We start from the raw sequence: 26,998 nt of genomic DNA, 5'->3' as shown, positions 1-26,998 counted from the left end.
TGCGGTGCACTGTGGTATTCCACGGTTTTCTTGACAACGGTTCCGCACCCTTTAGGCAGTTGCTTGATTTTGCATATTTAGAATTGTCTGCTGGCCAAGGAAGATAAGGAGCTGCCATTTACCTGGCATATTCCCGGCACCTTTAAGCAGTTCAACATCATTAAGAATCTTATAGTTGTTGTGTTTGTGAGGACGGAGAAAGTTGTAATAAGCTACCCACAGAGCTAAATCATAGTTGGCACCGTCGATGTTATCAAAACCGTTGGTAGGTCTGTAAGAAGCCTTGTATGTACGGTTGAGCCTTTCAATCATCTGTTTGTATGGTCGGAATTCTTTTGATACTTCATCGTCGTTGGTAAGTCCAATTACCTGGGTAATATCGAACTTAAATTTTTCTCCAAACTCATGGAAAAACTGTTGGGCAGCCAGAGGATAGGCACTATAACCGTCAGCAATGAATTTAAAGTGCTGCGGAAGTTCCTTCAGATGCCTGAAAGCCATTCGCATGGCAAGAATGCAGGGACCGACTCCACGGTTATCAGATACCTGGTAACCAATAATGGAACGGCTGGCAACATCCATGATGAACCAGATATAAGCTTTGATGCCACGGATTTTGATATAGGTCTCATCGGCAGTAAATACTTTGTCGGTTCCGTAATCATAGTTGTCAACGAAAGGCTTGATACACATAGCGGCTGATTTACAGTAGTTGGCAATACTTTGGTGGGAGATGCCGATCCCATAGAGGTCTTTGAGAGCTTGTTTGGTTTTTCGAAGAGAGAGACCAAGGTTCACATGAAGAGTCAGGCACAGAGACATCGTATTGGAATCGAACTTAGTGAATTTAAGAGATGAGGCATTCTTTGGCAGAGAGTTTAAGTCCAGCTTAAAGAAATCCATCGTGAATTCGCGGTAGATGTAATGGAGCTTATATTTGTTTTTGCCATAGTCCTCATCCAGATGCTTTTTATCAACCTTTTTGAGGTTGTGCAGATAATAAGGGCATTTAGGATTCACACATTTATGGATGATAAAGTGTTTGCGGTCTTTCTTGTGAACAAGGCTGTGATTGCAATGAGGGCACTTCAGGACGGAGGTTTTGGAAAAACGGTTCTCCTTAGTGGGAGAAAAATGCGTTTGACAGACCTTACACAGAACCTGGCTTTTCTTCTTGCCATCATTCCACATGAGATAGTCCACAGGGGCATCACATGCAGGGCAGGTACAGTGTTTTGGAATATCACACTCCACCCGGCGAAATACAGGGCGTATAGTTTTGTGGTAGCGCTGCTGGTAATAAGCGATGAGATCCTTCCAGTTCCAGTCCTGCTTGTAGGATATGATTTTGGGAAGCTCATCAATCTTGAATTTCTGGTACTTTGGAGAATGGGAATCATCAAAAGCCCACTGCTTGAGCGGGATGAATCTACAGATAAAGTTAATAAGGTAGCAGATTTGTTTATGTTGGTATTGAATAAGTTGAAGTAAATAAAGTATAATGTCCATGAGCAATGAAATCCTTTCAGGTATTTTGGAGTTTTCGTCGAGGACATTATACCAAAAAAGGGAGGTCATTGCTCTTTTTATTGCAAACTCCCATAAAATCAAGGTTTAGAACAATAAAACAAGGTAGTTATTTGACACTACCTCAAATTCTTAGAGAGCAAGAAAATGACAGTACTACATTAAACCTAATTCGGAAGTATCTGAAAGCGGGAATAATGAAAATGGACTGGAACAAGCAACAATGACCGGCGTGCCACAAGGCTATTACAGATTGGATAGAGAGAAAGCTGTTCCTAAAAGTTAATGCAACCAAAACAAAAGTATCAGACCAACAAGAAGCAAATATCTTGGATTTACATTTCTGAAAAATGGTAGTGAATGGAAAGTTAAACCAACTACGGAAAAGAAACAGAAATTAAAACAGAAATTAAGTGAATATCTCAAAAGAAGTAAAGCAGTCGCTCGACCACTTGCAGTAACAATTAAACGAGTAAATGAGATTGCCAGAGGATGGATTAATTACTTTAGAATCGGAATGATGAAACAGTTTATGGCTGAATTGGGAGCATGGCTAAGACATAAGATTAGGGTTATTCTAATTAAACAATGGAAAAAGCCAAAGACGATATACAGAAACCTATGCTATCTGAATCGAAAGTATAACAATGGATTTGACCATGAGGCTAAATGTCTGAAGAGGCGCTGCTTTATGTGTCTATGCAAGCTATGCTTTCCGATATGAATGGACGTGTGCTTATTATCGAGCCACTATAACAAGAGTTTCCTTTGTGTATTCTGTCAAAAAAATAAAGTTTATTATGTATTGAACAATGACTTCAAAAAAATAGCAAAATATTAATTTTTTAATGGAAAAATACGATAATTGATGTAAAATATAACAGTATAAAAAAATGTTGTCATTCGATATATAGAAGCTATGATAATGCTGAAATCTCGGATGTTACAGAATTTATTAAGAGGAAATATTAAATAAAGAGTTGGATAATTGAAATTATTCGGGGAAAGAATAAAGATGGAAGTGAATATGATGACATTCGAAAAAATCAAACAAGAAATTATAGCCGATCCAATGAACGAATCCTATACGAAAATGGGAATCCCACCATTATTTAAAGCTTCTGTAGATGCTCGTATTGTCATAGTTGGACAGGCGCCAGGACGTAAAGCAGAAGCAACTCAATTGTTTTGGAATGATTTAAGTGGTGACCGATTAAGAGAATGGATGGGAGTTTCTCGCGAAACATTTTATAATACGAATCGGATTGCTCATTTGCCTATGGATTTCTATTATCCGGGAAAAGCGAAAAACGGCGATGTCCCGCCCAGAAAAGGTTTTGCAGAAAAATGGCATCCACGTTTACTGGATGAGATGCCAAATATTGAAACCATAATTTTAATCGGCAGCTATGCACAGAAATATTATTTAAATAAAAGACTGGAGAAAAGTTTAACTGAAACAGTGCGGAATTATCAAAAATATTTACCGGAATATTTCCCGCTGGTTCATCCTTCTCCCTTAAATCTGGGCTGGCTGAAAAAGAATCCATGGTTTGAAATGGATGTTTTGCCTGTTCTAAAAGAAATTGTGGATAAGAATTTATAAGGAAGCATTAACTGATTTTATATTGAGTATAAGCCGTGTGAAGGAGGGTTTATCTATGAACAAGTATATTTTCAATGATTATTTTCAGGAACCTCAGAAAAAAATCGCCAAGCGGATGATTTTCAAAGGGGATAATGTAATTGCTTTTGTTTTGAACATTGCAAAAAGGGAAAAGCTGCCGGGACACACACATCTGGAATCAACCCTTCTTCTGCAAGTTATGGAGGGCAGTGCCAAGGTTGTTACGGATGGCAAAGAAACTTCGTTACAGGCGGGTGAATTAATGCAGGTTGATGGAAAGGAAAGTATGCAGGTTGTAAACACCGGCGAAGGTGCTTTGCGCCTTTACGTCACAATTTCACCAATGGGTGCAGAGGCATTTGCAACAGATGCAGATATCTAAGGGATTATCCGTATCCCTTTGATAAGCGCCAAGGGCAAAGAAACGTTTATAAAGAAGGAAGGAGCTGACAACATGTCTAAAATGCCGATGATGTTTATAGGCCACGGTTCACCGATGAATGCAATAGAAGATAACAGTTATACCAGGACTTGGGGAAAAATGGTGAAGGAAATACCTAAGCCAGAGTCTATCATATCAATCTCAGCTCATTGGTTTACGAAAGGAACCAGGATCATGAACGAGGAAAATTCAAAGACGGTCTATGACATGTACGGATTTCCTGAAAAGTTATATGAGATTTTGTATAATGCTCCCGGCAATCCAAAGCTTGCAGGAGATGTAAAAAGATTAATCAGCAGGCCAAGTGTATTTGACAATTCCTGGGGTATTGACCACGGGACTTGGTCTGTTCTGGTTCATATGTACCCCGAAAGGGAAATTCCAGTCTTTCAAATCAGTATAGATGCCTCCGCACCGCCAGAGGTGCATTATCAGATTGGTAAGGAGCTTAAATCCTTAAGACAACAAGGCGTTCTTCTGTTTGGCACCGGAAATATCGTTCACAATCTGCGGAGGGTTGACTGGGAAATGGGTGACAAAGGGTTTGATTGGACTTATCAGTTCGACGGTTATATCAAAGAGAACATCAAAAATAGAAATTATGAAAATGTCATTCACTATATGGATTTGGGAGAAACGGCAAGGTTAGCTGTACCTATGCCGGACCACTTTAACCCAATCTTATACATATTGGGCGCTGCCGATCAGGAGGATAAGATATCGGTCTATAACAACAGCTGCGTACTGGGCTCTTTATCCATGACGAGCTATTTGTTTAGTTAGATCGACACGCAGCAAATACTTCAAAATGTTTCCGTACTCATTCGGCCTTGCCCGAGGCTGATCCCCGTTAAAATTGTGGAGCTGTAAAACCTGCCACAATAAACTCTGTTGAAAGTCTAAACAGAATAAAAAAATTTGCAGAGGATGGCTCTACAGGAAATATAATCAGTTATTTTCCAAAAGCGCCAAAGATGGAGGGACTGCTCGGAATCTGTTTTTCAGAAGATATGGAAGCATTGAAATTTCCTTACGGCATAGGTGTGGAGTATGATGGAAGACCCGTCATACATGATGATCTGGAAATTGTACAGATTCCGGCTCATACCTATGCTGTATTTACCTGCAAGGGAAAGATGCCGGAAGCATTTGTAGAAACCTATAAAAAGATTGTTTCAGAGTTTTTTCCACAGAGTGACAGGTATGCGTATGCTTATGGCGTTGAACTTGAAGTGTATCCATCAGAAAAGGTCGATGATCCGAATTATACCTGCGAAATATGGATTGCAGTAAATGAAAAGTAGATTGAGATTTCAGAGTTCTTGAAATAGTATAAATGAAGCAGGCGATGCCCGTTGGGGATTGATTTTCTCTGGCGGGTATTTTTTTGTTTTAAGGAAAGAAAAATTGACAATCACAATGTACACTTTTTTGAAATCTGCTTTTTCAAAACTCTATGGCGAACAAGCAAAGGTAAAAATGTGTCTGTTAGAAAGAAAATGACAAATGCTAAGCTTCGTGGTAACATAAAGAAAACTTAGAAGGTGGTGGAGTAGATGAAATTATATACAAATCGATTGATTCTCCGTCCGTGGCTGGAATCGGATGCAGAGGACCTATTCACATATGCGAAAGACCCACAGATAGGTCCGATTGCCGGATGGCCGCCGCATACCAGTGTGGATAACAGCAGAGAAATAATAAAAAATGTTTTATCCGCAGATGAGACATATGCAGTATGTCTGAAAAGCGATGACAGAGCTATTGGAAGTATCGGATTGATGATTGGAGAAGCAAGTAATCTCAATATTCCGAACAATGAGGGAGAAATAGGATATTGGATTGGAGTTCCTTTTTGGGGACAAGGTCTTATCCCGGAAGCCAGCAAAGAGCTTATTCGTTATGCATTTGAAGAATTGGAATTGGATAAGCTATGGTGTGGATATTTTGATGGTAATGAAAAATCGAAGCGAGTACAGGAAAAGTGTGGCTTCATTTATCATCATACGAATAAAGATATTCATTGGAAACGGATGGATGACATCAGAACGGAGCACATTACCTGCATGACCAGAGAGAATTCAAGTGGGGGGAGTGAAGAGTGAATAACGAACGAGTATACAGAATGAAAGTCTCCAGCGTTTATCCTATGTACATTCAAAAGGTTGAACGGAAAGGGCGTACGAAAGCGGAAGTTGATACCGTCATCCAATGGCTGACAGGCTACGACGAACAAGGACTGCAGTCTCAGATTAATAGAGAAGCAGACTTTGAGGCATTTTTTGCTGAAGCGCCTCAAATTAATCCCAACGCTTCCAAAATTACCGGAGTAATCTGCGGAATCCGTGTTCAGGAAATAGAAGACCCGCTTATTCAGAAAATACGCTGGTTAGATAAGCTGGTGGATGAAGTGGCAAAAGGTAAGCCGATGGAGAAGGTGTTGAGAAATGGGATATAAAACATTTAGGCTCAGAGTGACTATGTATTAGAAGATACTGACGGAAGATGGATTGGGTAAGGCGTACATATCTGAAAAACCTTGCAAAGGCCCACAGTAAAGTCAATTGACACAATTAAATAAGTATTGTATAAAGTAGTATAAAGTAAATAGACATATATCCTATAAGTTGTATATATAAGGAGACCTTCTTTATGAATTCCGAGCTATTTAATTACATTTGTGAACTGCCTGTTATCGACTGCCATGAACATTTAATGTATCCCCATCAAAGGGTAGAAGAAAAAACAGGATTCTTTGATTTGCTACACTATATTCAATCAGACATGATTTCATCCGGAAAAATTCAGGAAAAACCTCAGAATGCTTCTGAATTTATGCGGGGGTATCAATCCATCAGAAGCACGGCGTATGGCAGGATGGTGAAGATATTCGCGGAGGATCTCTACGGAATTACTGAGATTAATGAGAGGACTATCCTTAAACTGGATGATCAGGTACATGCGCACTCCGCTAAACTTGATTGTGCAAAAAAATGGTATAAGACAGTATTTGAAAAAATGAATATAAAAGCTGCATTGGCCGTTGATGATGGAAATTTTACGCAAGACGAAGTTATAAGGCCAATTGTCTATTTGGATTTCTTTCTGAGAAAAAGTCAGATTGTATATTTTAGAAACAAATACAAGAACCAGTCCAACCAATTAGAGGATTATATCACATACATAATGAATTTCCTGAAGAGAAGCAGGGAAAAAGGGATGGTGGCTGGAAAGTTTGGTACACCTTATTGGCACAGTCTGAAAATGATTGAATATGATGAGCGCGAGGCTAAGATAGAGTATGAGAGTGATTCGGAAGAAAATCCTCATTTTGAAAGCTATGTATTTCATCAGATTTTAAGCGCTTTTGAAGAAATGGATATACCAATTCAGTTTCATACGGGACATGTCGAACCATCGGCTGCTGACCTTACGAAGTATCAGCTGGGATGGTCTGATCCCTCCTGCTTTGGTGCATATGCGATGCAATATCCAAGATTAAAGTTTATCCTTCTGCATACCGGATTTCCATTTCAATATGAATATTTATCACTAATCAAGACCTATTCGAATTTATATGCAGATTTCTCATGGATATATATAATTAGCCCGACGATAGCCGGTGAAACCTTAATAAAGGCTATCGAAATGATTCCAATTAATAAGATTATTGGATTTGGTGGGGACTGCATTCATATTGAAGCGGTATATGCCCATCTGGTTCTGGCCCGCAAAGTAATTGCTAGTGCTTTTAGTGAAATGATTCAAAACGGTTATTTAAGCATTGAAGAGGCGAAGTACAATGCCAGGAAGTTACTGTATGAAAATCCCAGAGACATTTACCCAAGAGTTGAGGAGAGTTTTCAAGGCGGAAAAGCCAGGGAGACAGCGTGCTGATTGTTGAAAAGGAAACCAGCCTTTTTACGGATACCTTTGGGTATATATCCATGAATGATTTCCAATATAGAACCCTAAAATATCATAAAAAGAAGATAAAGTCAAATTCAATCTTTAAAGACAGAAGCCTTAAGGCTTTAGAGTGTGAAGATATCGGGAAAAACACGTGAAAATTCACATTGCTTTGACTGGACGGTTATGGTAACATAAAATATATTTATTAATGAACTGTTGCCAGAGTGGGGTGGGATAGGGAAGCCAGGCAGGAATACAACCTGACCTTTTATTGGAAGAGAGTATAAAACTTATGTTAAAATTGACAGAAATACGAAAAGCTTATAAAACAATTGACTTTACCCAGACAGCTCTGGACGGGGTATCCGTATCATTCCGAAATAATGAGTTTGCGGCAATCTTAGGGCCTTCGGGATCAGGTAAGACAACAATGCTGAACATCATCGGCGGGCTTGATCATTACGACTCAGGGGATTTGGAAATTGATGGAATATCCACAAAAAAATATAAATCAAGTGACTGGGATACGTACCGTAACAATCGTATTGGTTTTGTTTTTCAAAGCTATAACCTGATTCCGCACCAGACCATATTAGCCAATGTGGAACTGGCGTTAACCTTAAGCGGAGTTTCCTCAGCAGAACGTAAAGAACGGGCTGCGAAGGCCTTAAGTGATGTGGGGCTTGGCGAGCATATCAGAAAATTACCGAGCCAGCTTAGCGGCGGGCAAATGCAGCGTGTGGCGATTGCCCGGGCATTAATTAACGATCCGGAGATTTTACTGGCCGATGAACCTACAGGCGCACTGGATACGAAAACCAGTAAGCAGGTTATGGAACTCTTGCGTCAGATTGCAAAGGAACGGCTGGTTATTATGGTAACACATAATCCAGAGTTGGCCGATGAATATGCCAATCGAATTATCCGGCTTCATGATGGACAGCTGATTGACGATACCAACCCGCTGGATCCGGAGCAGGAAGAACAGCGTCCCGGCGCCGAACCGCGTAAAGTCAGTATGTCACTGCTTACGGCTATTTCTCTGTCCTTAAGTAACCTGATGACAAAGAAAGGCCGTACTTTCGTGGTTTCTTTAGCCGGTTCCATTGGAATTATCGGGATTGCCGCCATTTTGGCTCTGGCCAGCGGCATCAATGCCTATATTGAAAATATTGAAGAGGAGACGATGAGTATCTATCCTCTGACGATTCAGGAGTCAGGAATTGATTTTAACAGCCTGCTTGCCAGTGTCGGACAGGGAGCGGAGACGACAGAAGATGACAAGGGTCAGGAGGGTAAGAACCAAAAGGCGGAAAGAATTGAAGAACGAAAGATCGTGGAAAGTCTCTTTCAGAGCAAGAACAAGAATGATTTGAAATCTTTAAAGACATATATAGACGAAAATGAAACAAAAATCAATCCATATGTTAAGACGATTCAGTACGTATATGATATCACTCCGCAGATTTATCTAAGTGATACCGGGGAAGGGGTTGAACAGATAAGTCCGGATACCTTACTTAGCAGTTATGGCATTGGAGCCGGTAACGCTATGGCTTCCATGTTTGGTGGGAGTGCTTCGGGAATGAATGTTTTTCATGAATTACCGGGTGCAAGTGACATGTACGACTATCAATATGAGATGAAGGCCGGACGCTGGCCGGCAAGTTATGATGAAACGGTTCTGGTATTGATGCCGGATGGAAGTATCACTGATTACACACTTTATGCAATGGGACTCAGAGACCGGAAGGAACTGAAAGACATGCTGTCTGATTTGTTCACGAATCCGGATAAAGAGGCAAAAATTGAAAATGATGACATGAATCTGACCTATCAGGATCTGATGGCAGCTAAGTTTAAAGTTGTCAGTGCCGCCGAGCGTTACCAATATGATGATAAATACGGTGTCTGGGTTGATCGTTCAGATAATGATGCATATATGAAAAAGGTCGTTGCAGAAGGAATAGATTTAAAAATTGTCGGAGTGGTGCAGCCGGATCCTGATGCCACAGCGACTTCCCTGTCTGCGGGTATAAACTATACTCCGGAATTGATTCCGTACCTGATGAAAACTGCTGCCGCTTCGGATATTGTCAGGCAGCAGCTTCAAAATCCGGAAATCAACGTTTTAACTGCTAAGACCTTTGCGGAAGAAAAAGAAGAAGATTCGCAGTCAGGCTTTAATTTTTCCGATTTATTTACAATTGATGAGAATAAAGTAAAAGATGCCTTTCAGATTGATGAATCAAAGATAAATCTGGATTTTTCAGGGTTGGGAGATATATCGGGCATGGATTTGTCAGGCCTTGACTTATCAGGTCTTGACCTATCGGGTCTTGACCTGTCAGGTATGGACTTGTCAGGGTTGGATTTATCAGGCATTGATCTGTCCGGCATGGATGATCTATCCATTGACATGAGTGAGATGGATCTGCCTGAGCTGGACTTGAGTGAATTGACCGGTGCTTTGGCCGGTCAGATCAATATTCCAACCGATGCTCTGAATGCGATTATGGTTCAGGTGCTCCAGGACTTTCTGGCTGATCAAATTGCCCAGGGAATTACAGATCCGGCGCAAATCAGTGCTAATCTTCGGGACTATCTGAATAAACCGGAGGTTCAGGCACAGATTGCCGGACAAATCGCTCAGCTGATCGATCCCTCGCAGCTTGAGAGCCAGATCAATGAAGTGATCCGACAGTATATGCAAACAACATTGCAGGCATACATGGAACAGGTAATGGCTTCTGTCCAGAGTCAGATACAAAGTCAAATGCAAAGTCAGATTACAAAGATGCAGGCACTGTTGGTAAGTCAGCTGCAAGCACAGATCCAAAGTGCACTGGAAAATCAGATGAAGCAGCTTGTGGGACAGCTGCAAACCCAAATTCAAAGCACTTTGGAAAATCAGATGAGTCAGCTTGGAAAACAGCTGCAGTCTCAGATTCAAAGCCAGATGGAAGGTGCTATGCAGAAGTTGCCGGAGCAGTTACAGAAAGCAATCAGCATTGATCAGAATGCTTTTGCTGCTGCTTTCCAGGTGAATATGTCGGAGAACGAGATTATGGAACTGATGAAAACCATGATGAATAAGGAAGAAAGTACGTATGAGAACAATCTGAAAAAGCTGGGATATGCCACTGCGGATAATCCATTGCAAATTAATTTTTACCCCAAGAACTTCAGCGCAAAGTCGGAAGTAGCAGACTTTTTACAAGCGTATAATGACCGGATGGAAAAATCCGGTGATGGGGAGAAGAAGGTTAACTACACAGATCTGGTGGGTACTATGATGTCTTCCGTTACGGATATTGTTGATACCGTCAGTTATGCGTTGATTGCCTTTGTTGGAATCTCCCTGGTCGTTTCTTCAATTATGATAGGTGTCATCACTTACATTTCGGTATTGGAACGAAAGAAAGAAATCGGAATTCTGCGGGCCATCGGTGCCAGCAAACGTGATGTCCGGCGGGTATTCAATGCGGAGACCCTGATTATTGGTTTTGTTGCAGGATTGCTGGGAGTTGGAGTCACATATCTGATAAGTATTGTCGCCAACATCATCGTCTATGAAAAACTGGGAATCAGGGATATCGCCCGGCTTCCTGTTAATGCAGCCTTGATCCTGATAGGTATCAGTATGCTGCTGGCCTTTATATCCGGATTATTCCCGGCTTCTGCGGCTGCGCGGAAAGATCCGGTTGAAGCACTGAGGAGTGAATAAGAGTTAAGGAGAGCCGGGACAAAGGTCCCGGCAAGGTATGAAAAAATCTATATAAAAGGAAATAATTGTTAGGCGAGGTCCAGCAGCACCCCCCTAAACTTCTCTCTGACTTTTTCTGCTGCTGTCCTCTAATTAAGTATGCATATAGTATAGCGTTCGGATGTGATAGAACTGTGAGGAAAAACTTAATAATCTGTGTATATGCGATAAAAGAAATATAAACAAAAATGTTAGCCCGTTAAAGCGTCGGAGATTTTTGAAAATTTTCAAGGGAGGGTTTATGGATAAGATTGATTTAAAAAGAGTTGTCAGATATATTATAGTTATTCTTTTTTCGTCTATTATTTTTATTGCCGCTATATTTAATTTGGATAAGATAGCAGCCATGATAACGGCAGGAGTAAAGATACTTATGCCGGTTATCCTTGGACTTTGCCTTGCATTTGTGATTAATCCTTTGATGAGTGCTTTGGAAACGAGGATATTTGCCCGAATTCAGAAAAAAACAAAAAGGAAGAAGAATAGTAGTTATAGAGGGTTAGCTATTTTATTCTCCTATTTCTTTGTTATTGGAATAGTCCTAAGCGTTTTCTTAATTGTGATACCGCAAATCAGGAATGCGTTTGTAACACTCTCCCACTCCTTGCCCGATATGATAGAAAACGCCTGTGACTGGATCCGTAATGCAGCCGCTGATATGGGAGTCTCTGTCCATGAAATACCGGCTGAAAGCATTGACTGGAAAGAGATGTTTTCTACGTTGTCAGAAAAGATAGGAATGAATTCCGTAAATAAAGTGTTTTCAGGAGCATTATTTTTTGTTTCCTCTTTTTTTGGAGGAGTGTTTGACTTGATCATGGGGATTGCTATATCAATCCACGTACTTATCAATAAAGAAAGAATTGCAAGATTTTTCAAACGCTTGGTTCTGGCATATGCAAATCAAACCCTTTCTTCTCATGTATTTGAAGTTACCGGGATCATTAATGAAGCTTTTCGCAATTTCATATCCGGACAGTTGACAGAGGCTGTGATCCTTGGCGTTTTATGTTTTATAGGGATGACAATATTCAGATTCCCATTTGCATTAGCGGTCTCTGCGGTGGTGGCACTGACAGCGCTGATTCCTGTGCTGGGAGCATGGGTGGGTGGCATTCTGGGGGCTGTTCTAACACTTACAGTATCACCGATGAAGGCTATTTTTTTCGTTCTCTTTATTGTTATACTGCAACAGTTGGAAAATAATCTGATATATCCCCGCGTCGTAGGAAAATCCATGAATCTTCCAGCTGTTCTGATACTGGTTTCAGTTTTGCTGGGAGGAAAGGTCGCGGGTGTTATCGGTATGCTGCTCAGCGTACCGCTTTGTTCGATTATCTATACAATACTAAAACAATCTATGGGCAGGCATCTTGAGTTAAAACAACTCCAGATATAACATTCCCACCAGCATTATGGAGGAACTTTATGAACATTAAAAAAACAGACAGGAAAGAGATCTTTTCCATACCAAATTGTATGAGCTTTTTCAGGCTATTGTTAATACCGGTTTTTTGTATCATCTATTTGAAGGCAGATTCCTTAAAAGATTATTATACGGCGGCTGCAATTGTAATAATTTCAGCCGTCACAGATTTTTTAGATGGTAAGATAGCCAGAAAATTCCATATGATAACAGAATTCGGAAAATTTCTAGATCCTCTGGCGGATAAGCTGACCCATGGGGCAATTGCAATATGCCTCATTCAGCGGTATCATTATATGAAGTGGCTGGTTCTGGTCATGGTTTTAAAGGAAGGCTTTATGGCGGTTATGGGAATGATAAACTTAAAGTATGGAAAGAAGCTGGACGGAGCAAAGATGCATGGAAAGATTTGTACGGCAAGTTTATTCCTGATATTAGCTATCTTTATTTTCATCCCGGAGCTGTCTGGGACAGTGGCCAACGTACTGATAACTATGGGAATTATAATTATGCTGATTACATGGGCATTGTATATTCCTGTGTTTTATAAGATGCACAAAGAAGTAATCTAATACATAAACTACGTTCAGAAAAGATAAAAGGTGATGAGATACTATGACATTAAAAGATTTGGAAATTGGAGAGTCTGCTTCCATTCTGTCTGTTGGAGGAGAAGGTGCTTTAAGGCAGCATTTTCTTGATATGGGACTTATTCCGGAAGCTGAAGTTACGATGGTAAAGCTGGCGCCTATGGGTGACCCGATACAATTAAAGATTCATGGATATGAGTTGACAATCAGAATCGCTGATGCCGAAAAAATAGAAGTCAGCCGGATTGATACTTTAACGCAGGAAAAGGTGATTCGTCGGAATAAGAGACAGATACCCCATCCGGGACTGGGAGAAGGGGGTAAGTATCACGTAAAGGCAGATGAGCATCCGCTAAAAGATGGAGAAAAGCTGACATTTGCGCTTGCAGGAAATCAAAACTCCGGAAAAACCACCTTTTTTAATCGTCTGACCGGTGCAAATCAGCATGTTGGAAATTTCCCCGGAGTTACGGTAGACAGAAAAGACGGAGTAATAAAAGGGCGCGGAGATACGCTTGTGACAGACTTGCCGGGAATCTATTCCATGTCCCCCTACAGCAGCGAGGAAATCGTAACCCGGGAATTTATTCTACATGAAAAGCCGAAAGGCATCATCAATATTGTAGATGCATCCAATATAGAGAGAAATCTATATCTGACGTTACAACTGATGGAACTGGATGTTCCGATGGTAATAGCACTTAATATGATGGATGAGGTCCGGGAAAACGGTGGTTCTATCCTGATCAATGAAATGGAAAGTATGCTGGGAGTTCCGGTGGTTCCCATATCAGCCGCAAAGAATGAAGGTATTAATGAAATCATAGAACACGCCCTTCATGTGGCAAAGTATCAGGAGCGGCCCGGGAGACTGGATTTTTGCAGTGCGGATGGAGAAAGGGGTGCTGTACACAGATGCATTCACAGTATACTTCATCTTATTGAAGACCATGCTGAAAAAGCAGGGATTCCGGCGCGGTTTGCGGCCACTAAGCTGGCTGAAAAGGATGCCCTCGTTCTGGAAAAACTGAATCTTGATTCCAACGAAAAAGAAATACTTGCCCATATGATTCTGCAGATGGAAAAAGAACGTGGGCTGGACTGCGCCGCCGCGGTTGCAGATATGAGATTTCATTTTATTCAGAAGCTATGTGATGTAACGGTGGTAAAACCAAAGGAAAGCAAAGAGCATGCGAGAAGTAGAAAAATTGATAAAATTCTGACTGGCAAGTATACTGCCATTCCTGCTTTTGCAGGTATTATGGGGATCGTATTCTGGCTGACCTTTAATGTGATTGGTGCCTTTCTGTCCGATTTGCTTGACATGGGAATTACCTGGCTTACAGGTCTTACAGATGCCGCACTTAGAGCAATGGATGTTAACTCTGCCGTTCATTCCCTGGTGATTGACGGTATTTTTACTGGTGTAGGAAGCGTTTTGAGTTTTCTGCCTATTATTGTTACACTTTTCTTTTTTCTTTCCATGCTGGAAGATAGCGGATATATGGCGAGGGTAGCTTTTGTTATGGACAAGCTTCTGCGAAAAATCGGTCTTTCAGGACGCAGTATCGTACCGATGCTGATTGGATTCGGCTGCACTGTACCCGGAGTCATGGCAAGCAGAACGCTGTCTTCTGAGCGGGACCGGAAAATGACCATATTGCTGACACCATTTATGAGCTGTTCTGCCAAACTCCCGATTTATGCTTTCTTCACGGCAGCATTTTTCCCCAAACAGGGAGCATTGGTTATGGTTTTATTGTATTTTATCGGAATTGCAGTTGGAATTCTCGTTGCATTATTGTTGAAGGGAAGTGTTTTTAAAGGAGAGCCGGTGCCTTTTGTGATGGAACTGCCGAATTACCGTTTGCCGGGAGCTAAGAATGTAGTTCAGTTACTATGGGAAAAAGCAAAGGATTTTCTTCAAAGGGCTTTTACTGTTATTTTTATTGCGACGATTGCTATCTGGTTCTTACAGACTTTTGATTTACACTTTAAGATTGTAAAGGATTCTCAAAACAGTATTCTTGCTTTTGCTGCAGGAATCATCGCACCGGTGTTTAATCCATTAGGGTTTGGTGACTGGAGAATTTCCACAGCTTTGATAACAGGATTTATGGCTAAGGAAAGTGTGGTATCAACGCTGTCTGTGCTGATACCATCGAAAGAATCCTTACTTGGTTTGCTGACACCCTTAACTGCAGCTGCACTGTTGGTGTTCTGCCTTTTATATACACCGTGTGTTGCCGCCGTTGCATCTATCAAACGCGAGCTGGGTGGAAAATGGGCTGTGGCAGTAGTGATCGGGCAGTGTGCAATTGCGTGGCTGGCAGCATTTATGATACATGGTATTGGGGTTGTATTCGGATTCAGCTAGTTCTAAATTATAAACGAATATTTGTCAAAAAAATGTTCTGAATTTAGTCAATTACATGATTTGATTCTATTTTCTGACTTTGTATTGACATTCAAATTATTCTTATATAAGATACTCTCGGAGTAAAAAAGAATAATTGAAAACGAGGGAACGATTATGGCAAAAAGCACCACGAAGGATATGGCATCCGGCTCACCTATGAAGCTGATACTTGGCTTTGCAATTCCGATGCTGCTGGGACTTTTGTTTCAGCAATGCTACAGTATGGTGAATACGATTATCGTAGGGCAGTGGCTGGGTGTGAATTCACTCGCAGCGGTCGGATCTACCGGATCTATTAATTTTATGATTATCGGTTTCTGTACAGGTGTCTGCAGTGGTTTTGCAATCCCGTCGGCGCAGAAGTTTGGAGCGGGAGATTATAGGGCACTCAGGAAGTTTGTAGCCAACAGTATTTGGATTTCTGTTATATTTGCCGTGGTTATGACAATTGTATTCTGCTCACTTTCCATGACGATTCTCAGATGGATGAAAACACCGGCAGATATCATAGATGAAGCAAACAGTTATATCTTTGTGATTTTCTTAGGGATACCGGCTACCTTCTTATATAATCTGCTGGCAGGTATTATCCGCTCCCTGGGAGACAGTAAGACACCGGTTTATTTTCTGACGCTTTCATCGGTACTGAATGCTGTATTGGATGTGGTTTCCATCGGTGTTCTGCATATGGGAGTGGCAGGTCCTGCGTGGTCAACGGTAATCTCTCAGACTGTATCCGGTCTTCTGTGTCTGGTCTACATAAGAAAGCAATTTGACATCCTGAAGATAAAAGGTGATGAATGGAACTGGGACGGACATTGTGTCAGTATGCTGTGTATGATGGGGATTCCGATGGGATTGCAGTATTCAATAACAGCCATCGGCAGTGTCATTCTCCAAACCTCTGTTAATACACTGGGCTCCATGGCAGTTGCCTCTGTGACAGCAGGAAGCAGGATAAGTCAGTTTTTCTGCTGCCCCTTTGATGCTCTGGGCGGGACGATAGCGACTTATGCAGGCCAGAACGTGGGAGCAAAGAAGCTGGATCGAATCACACAGGGCTTAAAGGCCTCTGCTATTATAGGAGCTGTCTATTCAGTAGTGGCTTGTCTGCTATTGGTTGTATTCGGAAAATCCATCGCATTGTTATTTTTAAAAGCAGACGAGGTTCAGATTCTGAAACAGGTTCATGAATTCCTGATTATTAACAGTCTGTTCTACATACCGCTTACGCTGGTAAATGTTGTAAGATTCTGTATTCAGGGAATGGGCTACAGTGCATTTGCAATATTGGCGGGTGTCTGTGAGATGGCAGCAAGAACAGTAGTCGGGTTTTTCCTCGTGCCTCATTTCGGATATATGGCAGTTTGTTTTGCCAGTCCGCTGGCATGGGTTTGTGCCGATTTGTTTTTAATTCCGGCCTATTCTTATTGCCTGAAAAAATTGCGGTCGTTATTTGGGATAAATCCGAAGCCCGTAAGTCTGGTATAGGCGACATTAAATACCTTGCATACTTGGTATAAACAAAAGGACCGATGGAAGAAATAAGTTGAATGCAACCTGTTTCTTCCCCCAGTCCTTTTTACCTATCGAATGTGAAATCCGCCTTCTGCCTGTATGGGGACTTTATCTGCCCGGATATTCTCTATGAGTATATATTTGGAAGTCTGTATGGCTGATAGCATCTGACGGATTGCTTCCTCTTCTCCCTGAACCTCCATCTCTACAGAACCATCCCACAGATTCTGCACCCAGCCACACAGGCCAAGGGCATCTGCGGCGTATTTGGAACGGTAACGAAATCCCACGGACTGCACTTTGCCAGTAAATATAATATGCCATCGCTCTTTTTCCAACATATGTACTCCTTATCTGAAACGTATCTCTCCTGTTTCGTCATTCATGCCATCAATAACCGCCAGTGACTCTACGCGGATGCCCTGACTGCGCAGCATTGTTCCGCCGGGCTGCTGTCCTTTCTCTATGGCAATCCCTACACCTTCCACAGTTGCACCTGCACTTTGTATTAATTCAATCAATCCTTGAACTGCACATCCATTGGCAAGGAAATCGTCTATAATCAGAATATGATCATCCCGGGTAATATACTTTTTGGAGACAATCACATCATAAGAACGCTTATGAGTAAATGATTCAATGTTACTGATATAAATCTCTCCATCAAGATTGATACTTTGTGTTTTCTTGGCGAATACCACAGGAACATTAAAGTGTTGTGCCACAATACAGGCGATTCCAATTCCCGATGCCTCGATGGTCAGAATTTTATTCACAGGACAGTCTGAAAATAACCGCTTAAATTCTTTACCCATCTCATTAAACAAATTGACATCCATCTGGTGATTCAGGAAACTGTCAACCTTTAAAACATTACCAGGTTTCACAATTCCATCTTTCCGAATGCGCTCTTCCAATAATTTCATGTACTTAAACCAGCCTTCTATTTTGTATTGGTTACAGAACAGTAAAAAGTCAACCGAACTATAACAGATATTGTTCTTAATTATAGAAGAAAATAAAATACTTGTCCACCGGTTTTTTTTGCTACTATTCAGCCATGCGCAAAGAATCGGGTTTATCCCCGCAATAATCCGTTATACTCATAAAAGATATACGAAATACACAGTTTATGTAGGTACTTTTTGGCGTAAATTTTGTGCTAAATGCCTTTACTTTTTAAAATTCTGATGGTATCATAATGATAAATATTTATCAAAAATGCAATAAAAGATTATCAAATAAGAGGAGGTGGAATATGGCAAGGGAAAAGACATATAAAGTTGTTTTCACCTTTCATAGTACCACCCAGGCAATCCGGATGGAGGAGTGCTGCAAGAGGACAGGTATGGCAGGAAGACTGATACCGGTTCCGAGACAGATTTCTGCGGGCTGCGGCATGGCCTGGGCTGCGGAAGCCGAAAAGCGGGAATCCATAGAGAAACTGATTGATAAAGAAGGCATAGAAGTGGAGGGAGTTCATGAACTCTTATTGTAAATTGTGGATTAATGGCAAAGAATACGAATTTGAATCTGACAGAAAGCTCATGCAGGTTTTGAGGGATGATTGTCATCTTAAATCTGTGAAAGACGGCTGCAGCGAAGGGGCCTGCGGAACCTGTACGGTCCTTATTAACGGGCGGGCCCAGAAAGCCTGTACGCAGAAAATCGGAAAACTGGAAGGGGCGGACATTCTGACCGTCGAAGGATTGAGCCAGAGGGAAAAAGACGTATTTGTATATGCATTTGGTGAGGCAGGAGCCGTTCAGTGTGGATTTTGTATTCCAGGGATGGTTATGTGTGCCAAAGCTTTACTGGATAAGAATCCGGATCCTGCCAGAGTGGAGATTGCGGCTGCTATTCGTAATAACATCTGCCGCTGCACGGGATATAAGAAAATTATCGATGGAATTGAACTTGCCGGAAAGATGCTCAGGGAGGATATTCCGATTGAAGAGCAGGAAGAGATGATAAAGGTTGGCTCTGACTTCCATAGAATCGATGTGGAGGGGAAAGTGCTTGGAACAGGCATCTATGTGGATGATCTTGAAATTGACGGAATGATTTACGGAGGTGCTGTGCGGACAAAATACCCAAGGGCACGGGTTTTGTCTATTAATACTGAAAAAGCGAAGGCGCTTCCGGGAGTTGTAAGCGTACTTACAGCGAAGGATGTTCCAGGTAGTAATAAAGTGGGGCATCTGAAACATGATTGGGATGCGATGATTCCCGAGGGTGATATTACTCGCTATATGGGGGATGCAATTGCACTTGTGGCTGCAGAGACACCTGAGATACTGGCACAGGCGAAAGAACTGGTCGAAGTGGAATATGAGGTATTAAAGCCGCTGACCTGTCCCGAAGAAGCATTAAAACCGGATGCTCCTGCGCTTCACGAAGGGGGCAATATCCTAAGCCATGAGCATCTGTTGCGTGGTAATGCGGACGAAGTGATCGCTAATTCAAAGTTTAAAGTCACCAGACACTATGAGACCCCCTGGACAGAACATGCATTTCTGGAGCCGGAATGTGCGGTTGCAATGCCATTTGATGATGGTGTTTTCATCCACAGCACAGATCAGGGCACATATGACACACAGCATGAATGCTGTATCCTTCTGGGACTGCCACCGGAAAAGGTGATTGTAGAGAATAAGTTGGTAGGCGGAGGATTTGGTGGAAAAGAAGATGTATCGCTTCAGCATCATGCTGCCTTGCTTGCCTATTTGACGGGGCGGATAGTGAAGATGAAATTTACCAGGGCGGAGAGTCTGGTTGTACATCCGAAGCGCCATCCGTTTTCCATTGATATGACAACAGCCTGTGATGAGAACGGATATCTTACGGCTATGAAGGCTGTAGTGGTTTCCGACACAGGAGCGTACGCTTCCCTGGGAGGTCCGGTATTGCAGAGAGCCTGTACGCATGCCGCAGGACCCTATAACTATCAAGTTATTGATATCGATGGTACAGCAGTTTACACGAATAATCCGCCGGCTGGAGCATTTCGTGGATTTGGCGTAACACAGACCTGTTTTGCCACAGAATGTAATCTGAATCTGTTGGCTGAGATGGTAGGAATTGACCCATTTGAAATCCGCTATCGAAATGCGATAAAACCGGGTCAGGTTCTGCCGAACGGGCAGATTGCTGATGACTGTACGGGAATGGTGGAAACGCTGGATGCCGTGAAAGACATCTACTATTCCAATGAATACGTGGGCATTGGCTGCGCCATGAAAAATGCAGGTGTCGGCGTAGGAATTCCGGATTATGGGAGAGTACGTCTGCTTGTAAAGGATGGAAAGATTGAAATTCATTCCGGCGCATCTTGTATTGGTCAGGGCGCAGGAACCGTATTGATACAGATGATTGCGGAAACACTCAATCTTCCATACACAAAAATCAAGTGGAGAAATCCCAATACGTCAACAGCCCCTGATTCCGGCACCACTTCAGGCTCCCGCCAGACTACAGTTACAGGAGAAGCGGGCATCCGGGCGGCGAACAAGCTGAAAGAGGCGTTGGAAGGAAAATCACTAGAGGAACTGGAAGGACAGGAGTTTTATGGGGAATATCTGGCTAAGACAGACCCCATGGGAACACCGGTTCCAAATCCGGTCTCTCACGTGGCCTATGGTTTTGCCACACAGCTGTGCATCCTAAATGAAGACGGTACCATAAAAGAGATGATCGGTGCCCATGATGTGGGAAAAGCCGTTAATCCAAAGGGAGCAGAGGGTCAGATAGAAGGCGGAATTGTCATGAGTCTGGGGTATGCACTGACGGAATCCTATCCGCTGAAAGATTGTGTGCCTACGGGGAAATTTGGTACGATCGGATTATTCCGTGCGGATAAGACACCTCCGGTAAAAAGCATACTTATTGAAAAACCTGGTTTAAAAACAAGTTACGGTGCCATAGGGATTGGAGAAATCACCTCTATACCGACTGCACCGGCCGTACAGGGGGCTTATTATAAACTCACAGGAGAATTCCAGACATCCTTACCATTGAAGAATACACCCTATGAGAAGAAGAGAAAGTAAAATGATTTAGACAAAATTGACCAGCGCCTGGAAAGGAACTGGTCAATTTTGCTTACTCAGGGACTGATTCTTTAATAATCAGATACTTTTCGGGCGAAACGATATACCTTTATGAGAATAACGTGAAGTCTTAGTGTATTTTCTTTTGATTTGTGGTAAACTGTTATTACATAATAAATCAGAGGTATGCGATGAATAAAAAAATATCTTATAGAATGAGTATCAGAATATTTGGGGAGGGTAAAGCCTTTGGTCCCGGAATCTCGCTTCTGCTACATAGAGTAGATGAGTTCGGTTCTCTGCAAAAGGCGGCATTATCCATGGATATGGCTTATAGCAAAGCATGGAAGATGATTCATGAGATGGAGGAGCAGTGGGGCTTTGCTCTGACGGAACGTGAAACAGGGGGAAGGGATGGAGGAGGTTCAAAACTTACAGAAAGGGGCAAAGCCCTTCTGTATCAGTATGACAGATTTACAGAAGCAGCCGGGAAAGATACAGGGGAGTTGTTTAAAAGCTATTTTTCCGAGGAATGGCTGAACAGTGCGCTTTATTATTGAAGGACCGGGGCGGAAGAATAGATATGGAGGTGATATAAATTGCAGCAGGAACCAATTGAATTTTGTAAGGGGGGCGGATGCACGGCGAAGCTTGGCCCGGCAGTACTTAGCAGAGTACTTGGCCGGCTTCCGAAAACCCAGGATCCAAATTTGTTAATCGGCTATGACAGTTCGGATGATGCGGCTGTCTATAAGCTGACGGATGAACTGGCAGTTGTACAGACACTGGACTTCTTTCCGCCCATGGTGGAAGATCCCTATACGTTCGGACAGATTGCAGCTGCAAATGCACTTAGTGATGTCTATGCAATGGGTGGAGATGTTAAGACAGCCTTGAATATTGTATGCTTTCCCGAAAGCATGGATTTGAATATACTGGGTCAGATTTTACAGGGAGGAAGCGAAAAAGTAAGAGAAGCAGGAGGCGTGCTGGCAGGGGGTCATTCTATCGCTGACGACAGCGTAAAATATGGATTATCTGTCATGGGTACGATTCATCCGGATAAGATATATGCAAATAACACCTGCCGGGAAGGAGATGCACTTTTACTTACCAAACCGCTTGGTGTGGGAATTGTATGCACTGCGGACAGGGTTGGCGATGCATCCGAAACGGCTATGGATTTGGCGGTGAAGTCCATGAGTACTTTAAACAGCTATGCTTCGAAAATTGTAAGAAAGTACAGAACACACGCCTGTACTGACGTGACGGGATTTGGATTTCTGGCTCATCTTTGTGAGATGTTGGAAGAAACGTATACCGCTGTGGTGGACAAGAATAGAATTCCTTATATACCGGAATGTCCGGACTATGTGGAAGAATTTTATCTGACTGCAGCAGCCCAGAGGAACAGAAATCATGTGCAGGATAAAGTAAAATTTGAGAACTGTTCATTTGCCCTTGAAGAAATCCTTTATGATGCTCAGACCTCGGGAGGTCTTCTGGTCAGTATGGATTGTGAGGATGCCCGGAGGGCTTTGGAAGAAATAAGGTTTTTGGGCCTGCCCTGTGATATTGTGGGGAAGGTGGAGAAGCGGCAGAAGAAAAGCATTATCGTATGCTGATAAACTAAAAAGAAGGAACGACAGGTATGATTAGATTAGATGAAAGAGGAAAGCAGTGTCCGATACCGGTGATTGAGACAAAGAAAGTATTGAAGAGTGCTTCGGAAGGTGAGATAGTAGCCGTAACAGTGGACAATGAGATTGCTGTTCAAAACTTGCAGAAGATGGCAGATCATAAAGGGCTGCATTCAGAGTATTCAAAGAGGGGCGACAGAGAATTTACAGTAAGTATCACAGCTTCGGGTGCAGGTGCTCCGAAAGAGAATCTGAAGGATGAAGAAACGATGGATTTGTGCGTTCCTGCAGAAGACGGGCGTAGAAAAGGAATAGTTGTTGTGCTGTCATCGCGCTATATGGGAACCGGTGAAGAGAAATTGGGCGAGACTTTAATGAAAGGATTTGTTTATGCACTGACTCAGCAGGAACAGCTGCCGGAAACAGTTCTTTTGTACAATGGAGGCGCTTTTCTGTCTTGTCAGGGCTCAGATTCACTTGAAGACCTGCTATATCTGGAGTCAAAGGGAGTGGAGATTCTGACATGCGGTACATGTCTGAATTTTTATGAATTAAGTGAAAAACTTGGGGTCGGTTCTGTGACGAATATGTATGAAATTGTTGAAAAAGAAACGAATGCTTCGGTCATCATTCGCCCCTGAAGAAGTAATAAAATGCAGATATTACAATGAAAACCGGGTGAAAAAGGATGAATGAAAAATTAATTATTGTACGTGGAGGCGGTGATATTGCTACGGGTACAATCCATAAATTATGGAGATGCGGATATCCTGTTCTTGTACTGGAGGCGCGATACCCTTCTGCAATCCGCAGGCATGTGGCCTTGTCGGAAGCTGTCTACGACGGTGAAAGCAAGGTGGAGGATATGAGCTGTAAAAAGGTGGACACACTAAAAGAGGCATGGAAGGTACTGAATACAGGCGCTGTCCCGCTGATGACAGATCCCGGCTGTCAGATACTGAAGGAAATCCGGCCTTTTGCGCTTGTGGATGCAATCCTTGCTAAAAAGAACCTGGGTACACATAAAGGCATGGCAGATATTACCATCGGGCTTGGGCCGGGATTCACTGCCGGAAAAGACGTGAATCTGGTTGTGGAAACCATGAGGGGTAATGATCTGGGCAGGACGATTGAGCAGGGAGAGGCTATGCCAAATACAGGTGTTCCGGGTGTGATAGCAGGCTTTGGTGAAGAGCGGGTCATACATGCACCGGCTGCCGGTGTTTTTCACAGCGAGCATAAGATAGGAGATATGGTGGCAAAGGGGGAAAAGCTGGCTGTTATCATAGATACGGAAGGAAAACAGACAGTTGTACCAGCCAGCATGGACGGATTGCTGCGGGGGCTGATTCGGGACAGATATCCGGTTACAGAAGGATTCAAGATTGCAGATATAGACCCCAGAAAAAGTGAATATGAAAATTGCTTTAAGATTTCGGACAAAGCCCGGTGTATCGCAGGAGGAGTATTGGAAGGAATCTTATATCTTGAAAGAAAACGGGGGATGCCAGGATGATTTATCTGGATAGTGCAGCAACCAGTTATTACCGCCCGCCTCAGGTTGCAGATGCAGTTGCAGACGCTATACGATATATGGGAAACAGTTCAAGAGGTACTTATGAAGCAGCACTTAGTACCTCCAGGGTGATTTACCGGACACGCTGTCTGCTGGATAAGCTTTTTTATGGTGACGGTCCGGAACAGACGGCATTTACTATGAATTCTACGGAAAGTCTGAACATTGCCTTAAAGGGGCTTCTTTTACCGGGGGACCGGGTGATTACCACGGTATTGGAGCATAACAGTGTGTTAAGACCACTCTATGAACTGGAAAAACAGGGAGTGGAGATGAAAATCATAGACTGTGATGAAGACGGAATCCTGGACTATGAGGCGATGCGGCAGGCCATCCTCCAGGGAGCCCGGCTGGTGGTGTGTACTCATGCATCGAATCTAACGGGGAATCTGACGGATATCGGACGAATTGGCAGATGGTGTCGAGAGCAGGGAATATTGTTTGTAGTGGATGCTTCCCAAACGGCGGGAATCTTTCCAATTAATATGCAGACAGACTATATTGATGTGCTGTGCTTTACCGGGCATAAAAGTCTTATGGGGCCTCAGGGAACCGGAGGACTATGTGTGCGAAAGGACGTAAAGATACGTCCACTGTTAAGCGGTGGAAGCGGAATTCTGACCTATTCGAAAAACCATCCGGAAGAGATGCCTACAGCTTTGGAGGCAGGTACGATGAATGGACATGGTATTGCAGGACTTCGGGCTGCACTTCTTTACCTGAAGGAGCAGGGAGCGGAGTCTCTAAGAAAGAAAGAACAGGAACTTGCCTGGGATTTTTATATCCGGGCGGGAAAAATCCCGGGTATTCGGTTCTATGGTGATTTCTCTGACAGAAACAGGGCGCCTATTGTGACCTTGAACCTGGGGGACGAGGACTCCGGTGCCGTAAGTGATTATCTTGCCACAGAGTTGGGAATATATACGAGAAGCGGCGGACACTGTGCACCTCTGCTGCACCAGAGGTTTAAAACAGCAGAACAAGGGAGTGTACGATTTAGCTTCTCCCATTATAATACACAGGAGGACGTCGATGCTGCCGTGAAAGGACTGAAAGAATATTGATGGAAAAAGCAGCGCACACCTCTTTTATCTGGTCATTTGTCGGAGCCGGAGGTAAGACTACCGGTATCTTCTGTGTGGCTGAGTATCTGATAAGACAGGGATATAAAGTGATGGTTACGACGACCACACATATGGCAATACCGGATGATCCGGCATTTATTCCGGGAGATTCTGCATCTGATATAAGGGAAAGACTGGAGAAGTATGGTTATGTCATCGCCGGTATACCACTTACTGAAAGAAAGATGAAGGGAATAACATGGGAAACGATTTCTCTTGTGGCAGATGCGGCGGATGCAATTTTAATTGAGGCAGATGGATCAGCCAGACTGCCATTTAAGGTGCCTGCTGCCCATGAGCCTGTTATATATCCGAAAACCAGCAGGATTTTTGTAACGGAAGGATTGACGGCACTCGGGAAACCATTGAATGATATCTGTCATAGGATTGAACTTTTTTGTGAAATGACAGGACTTTCCAAAGACAGTTTGCTGGATGAGACCAAAATGGCAGAAGGAGTTTATAAAGGTTTTTTGGTTATGCTTGAAAAAAAATATCCCGAGGCCTCTCTTACCGTTATATTGAATCAGGCGGATGACAAAGAATCAGAAGATGCCGGGGAAAAAGTAAAACAGGAATTGCTGAAGCTGTGGGAGTATGAGAAAAAACATAACGGTACAGATTTGAATATCCGGATTCTGTCCTGGAGGCATCTGAGAAAGGAAAGGGAAGAACTGGGATGGCTATTCAACTGATATTACTGGCTGCTGGTTTTTCCAGAAGGTTTGGTGAAAACAAATTGTTAGTCATGCTGCAGGGAAAGCCGCTTTATCTTCATATGTTAGAGAATCTGGTTGAGTTAAAGAACAAGAGGAAGGACATTGTCTCGCTCACCGTGGTGACCCGCTATCAGGAAATTGCCGGGGAGGCAGAGAAGCTGGGAGTCACTGTGGCCTGGAACAATCATAGTGAAGATGGAATTTCTTCTTCTTTGCAGACTGGACTGGCTGCTGTATCTATAAGAGAAAAACAAGAGCAAGACAAACAATTTTATTGTTTTTTTGTGGGTGACCAGCCTTATATGAAGCTGGAGACTATTGAAGAGTTTCTGGATAGGTTTGCTCAAAGTAACAAGGGGATTGGATGCATGAGCAGAGAGGGAAGATCAGGGAATCCTGTAATATTCTCCGGTAAGTATGGTGATGAGTTGATGGCACTTGCAGGAGATGTGGGAGGAAAACAGGTTCTGCGTAAGCATGAGGATGATGTATTTTATTATGAGGTCCACGAAAAACAGCAGCTTCTGGATATCGACAGACCAGAACATATGGACTGTTATAAAAAGTTATCATTAATTGATAAAAAATTATTGACAAATGACGAGTTGTAGTGCATACTATAGGAGTAAAGTCATTTTGACAAAACTCCATAATCCATTTATT

At 42.6% G+C, this 26,998-nt stretch carries 25 protein-coding genes; 22 read left to right on the top strand and 3 right to left on the bottom strand.

Annotated elements, in window-relative coordinates; genetic code table 11:
• Positions 1-51: 51 nt before the first annotated feature.
• Positions 52-1,509 (bottom strand): DDE-type integrase/transposase/recombinase, encoded by a 1,458-nt coding sequence (locus KNL20_RS10190; RefSeq protein WP_230397652.1) that lies wholly within the window; start codon positions 1,507-1,509, stop codon positions 52-54.
• A gap of 322 nt (positions 1,510-1,831) precedes the next feature.
• Between KNL20_RS10190 and KNL20_RS10185 the strand changes: the two genes are divergently transcribed.
• The 13 genes from KNL20_RS10185 (at position 1,832) to KNL20_RS10125 (ending at position 17,200) form a co-directional block, all read left to right on the top strand.
• The gene (locus KNL20_RS10185) at positions 1,832-2,251 is read left to right on the top strand and encodes a group II intron maturase-specific domain-containing protein (protein ID WP_329957521.1); all 420 of its coding nucleotides are present in this window, start codon (positions 1,832-1,834) and stop codon (positions 2,249-2,251) included.
• Positions 2,252-2,542: 291 nt separating this feature from the next.
• Entirely contained in the window at positions 2,543-3,133 is a 591-nt protein-coding gene (locus tag KNL20_RS10180; protein WP_230397651.1) for a uracil-DNA glycosylase family protein, read from the top strand.
• A gap of 55 nt (positions 3,134-3,188) precedes the next feature.
• The gene (locus KNL20_RS10175; protein ID WP_230397650.1) at positions 3,189-3,536 is read left to right on the top strand and encodes a cupin domain-containing protein; all 348 of its coding nucleotides are present in this window, start codon (positions 3,189-3,191) and stop codon (positions 3,534-3,536) included.
• A 72-nt stretch (positions 3,537-3,608) separates the two neighbouring features.
• Positions 3,609-4,379: a 4,5-DOPA-extradiol-dioxygenase gene (gene ygiD, locus KNL20_RS10170; protein ID WP_230397649.1), complete on the top strand. Its 771-nt coding sequence runs from the start codon at positions 3,609-3,611 to the stop codon at positions 4,377-4,379.
• Between the two features lie 98 nt (positions 4,380-4,477).
• Positions 4,478-4,900, top strand: coding sequence for a GyrI-like domain-containing protein (locus tag KNL20_RS10165; RefSeq protein ID WP_329957520.1), 423 nt, complete (start codon positions 4,478-4,480; stop codon positions 4,898-4,900).
• A 252-nt stretch (positions 4,901-5,152) separates the two neighbouring features.
• Positions 5,153-5,701 (top strand): GNAT family N-acetyltransferase, encoded by a 549-nt coding sequence (locus tag KNL20_RS10160; protein ID WP_230397647.1) that lies wholly within the window; start codon positions 5,153-5,155, stop codon positions 5,699-5,701.
• Positions 5,698-6,054, top strand: coding sequence for a DUF2200 domain-containing protein (locus tag KNL20_RS10155; RefSeq protein WP_230397646.1), 357 nt, complete (start codon positions 5,698-5,700; stop codon positions 6,052-6,054). Before KNL20_RS10160 ends, KNL20_RS10155 begins: the two co-directional genes overlap by 4 nt.
• A 194-nt stretch (positions 6,055-6,248) precedes the next feature.
• Positions 6,249-7,493, top strand: a complete 1,245-nt coding sequence (locus KNL20_RS10150) for an amidohydrolase family protein (RefSeq protein ID WP_230397645.1) — start codon at positions 6,249-6,251, stop codon at positions 7,491-7,493.
• A gap of 307 nt (positions 7,494-7,800) precedes the next feature.
• Positions 7,801-11,235 (top strand): ABC transporter ATP-binding protein/permease, encoded by a 3,435-nt coding sequence (locus KNL20_RS10145; RefSeq protein ID WP_230397644.1) that lies wholly within the window; start codon positions 7,801-7,803, stop codon positions 11,233-11,235.
• Between the two features lie 280 nt (positions 11,236-11,515).
• Positions 11,516-12,673, top strand: coding sequence for an AI-2E family transporter (locus KNL20_RS10140; RefSeq protein WP_230397643.1), 1,158 nt, complete (start codon positions 11,516-11,518; stop codon positions 12,671-12,673).
• A gap of 35 nt (positions 12,674-12,708) precedes the next feature.
• Positions 12,709-13,272 (top strand): CDP-alcohol phosphatidyltransferase family protein, encoded by a 564-nt coding sequence (locus KNL20_RS10135; protein WP_230400089.1) that lies wholly within the window; start codon positions 12,709-12,711, stop codon positions 13,270-13,272.
• A gap of 43 nt (positions 13,273-13,315) precedes the next feature.
• Entirely contained in the window at positions 13,316-15,667 is a 2,352-nt protein-coding gene (feoB, locus tag KNL20_RS10130) for a ferrous iron transport protein B (RefSeq protein WP_230397642.1), read from the top strand.
• A 156-nt stretch (positions 15,668-15,823) separates the two neighbouring features.
• Positions 15,824-17,200, top strand: coding sequence for an MATE family efflux transporter (locus KNL20_RS10125; protein WP_230397641.1), 1,377 nt, complete (start codon positions 15,824-15,826; stop codon positions 17,198-17,200).
• 95 nt (positions 17,201-17,295) lie between these two features.
• Here KNL20_RS10125 and KNL20_RS10120 read toward each other — a convergent pair whose 3' ends face one another.
• Both KNL20_RS10120 and KNL20_RS10115 read right to left on the bottom strand, forming a co-directional pair.
• Positions 17,296-17,568, bottom strand: coding sequence for an acylphosphatase (locus KNL20_RS10120; protein ID WP_230397640.1), 273 nt, complete (start codon positions 17,566-17,568; stop codon positions 17,296-17,298).
• Between the two features lie 9 nt (positions 17,569-17,577).
• Positions 17,578-18,153: a xanthine phosphoribosyltransferase gene (locus KNL20_RS10115; RefSeq protein WP_230397639.1), complete on the bottom strand. Its 576-nt coding sequence runs from the start codon at positions 18,151-18,153 to the stop codon at positions 17,578-17,580.
• A gap of 332 nt (positions 18,154-18,485) precedes the next feature.
• On the opposite strand from KNL20_RS10115, the gene KNL20_RS10110 reads away from it, so the two are divergent.
• The 9 genes from KNL20_RS10110 (at position 18,486) to KNL20_RS10070 (ending at position 26,946) form a co-directional block, all read left to right on the top strand.
• Positions 18,486-18,725 carry a DUF3343 domain-containing protein gene (locus tag KNL20_RS10110; protein ID WP_230397638.1) on the top strand — a complete coding sequence of 80 codons (240 nt, stop codon included), beginning with the start codon at positions 18,486-18,488 and terminating at the stop codon, positions 18,723-18,725.
• Positions 18,709-21,276, top strand: coding sequence for a selenium-dependent xanthine dehydrogenase (gene xdh / locus KNL20_RS10105; protein WP_230397637.1), 2,568 nt, complete (start codon positions 18,709-18,711; stop codon positions 21,274-21,276). Before KNL20_RS10110 ends, xdh begins: the two co-directional genes overlap by 17 nt.
• A 191-nt stretch (positions 21,277-21,467) precedes the next feature.
• Complete coding sequence (locus tag KNL20_RS10100) at positions 21,468-21,836, top strand: winged helix-turn-helix domain-containing protein (RefSeq protein WP_230397636.1); 369 nt, start codon at positions 21,468-21,470, stop codon at positions 21,834-21,836.
• Between the two features lie 39 nt (positions 21,837-21,875).
• Positions 21,876-22,901, top strand: coding sequence for a selenide, water dikinase SelD (selD, locus tag KNL20_RS10095; protein WP_230397635.1), 1,026 nt, complete (start codon positions 21,876-21,878; stop codon positions 22,899-22,901).
• A gap of 29 nt (positions 22,902-22,930) precedes the next feature.
• Positions 22,931-23,557 carry a sulfurtransferase-like selenium metabolism protein YedF gene (gene yedF, locus KNL20_RS10090; protein ID WP_230400088.1) on the top strand — a complete coding sequence of 209 codons (627 nt, stop codon included), beginning with the start codon at positions 22,931-22,933 and terminating at the stop codon, positions 23,555-23,557.
• 47 nt (positions 23,558-23,604) lie between these two features.
• A complete protein-coding gene (yqeB, locus tag KNL20_RS10085; RefSeq protein WP_230397634.1) occupies positions 23,605-24,432 on the top strand; it encodes a selenium-dependent molybdenum cofactor biosynthesis protein YqeB in 828 nt (275 codons plus the stop codon).
• On the top strand, positions 24,429-25,556 hold the full coding sequence (locus KNL20_RS10080; protein WP_230397633.1) for an aminotransferase class V-fold PLP-dependent enzyme: 1,128 nt from the start codon (positions 24,429-24,431) through the stop codon (positions 25,554-25,556). Before yqeB ends, KNL20_RS10080 begins: the two co-directional genes overlap by 4 nt.
• The gene (gene yqeC, locus KNL20_RS10075) at positions 25,556-26,311 is read left to right on the top strand and encodes a selenium cofactor biosynthesis protein YqeC (protein ID WP_230397632.1); all 756 of its coding nucleotides are present in this window, start codon (positions 25,556-25,558) and stop codon (positions 26,309-26,311) included. Before KNL20_RS10080 ends, yqeC begins: the two co-directional genes overlap by 1 nt.
• Positions 26,296-26,946, top strand: coding sequence for a nucleotidyltransferase family protein (locus KNL20_RS10070; RefSeq protein WP_230397631.1), 651 nt, complete (start codon positions 26,296-26,298; stop codon positions 26,944-26,946). Before yqeC ends, KNL20_RS10070 begins: the two co-directional genes overlap by 16 nt.
• The last annotated feature ends 52 nt before the right edge of the window (positions 26,947-26,998 follow it).

Source organism: Novisyntrophococcus fermenticellae (assembly GCF_018866245.1).
Lineage (GTDB): Bacteria > Bacillota > Clostridia > Lachnospirales > Lachnospiraceae > Novisyntrophococcus > Novisyntrophococcus fermenticellae.
This window is presented reverse-complemented; position numbering and strand designations above follow the sequence as displayed.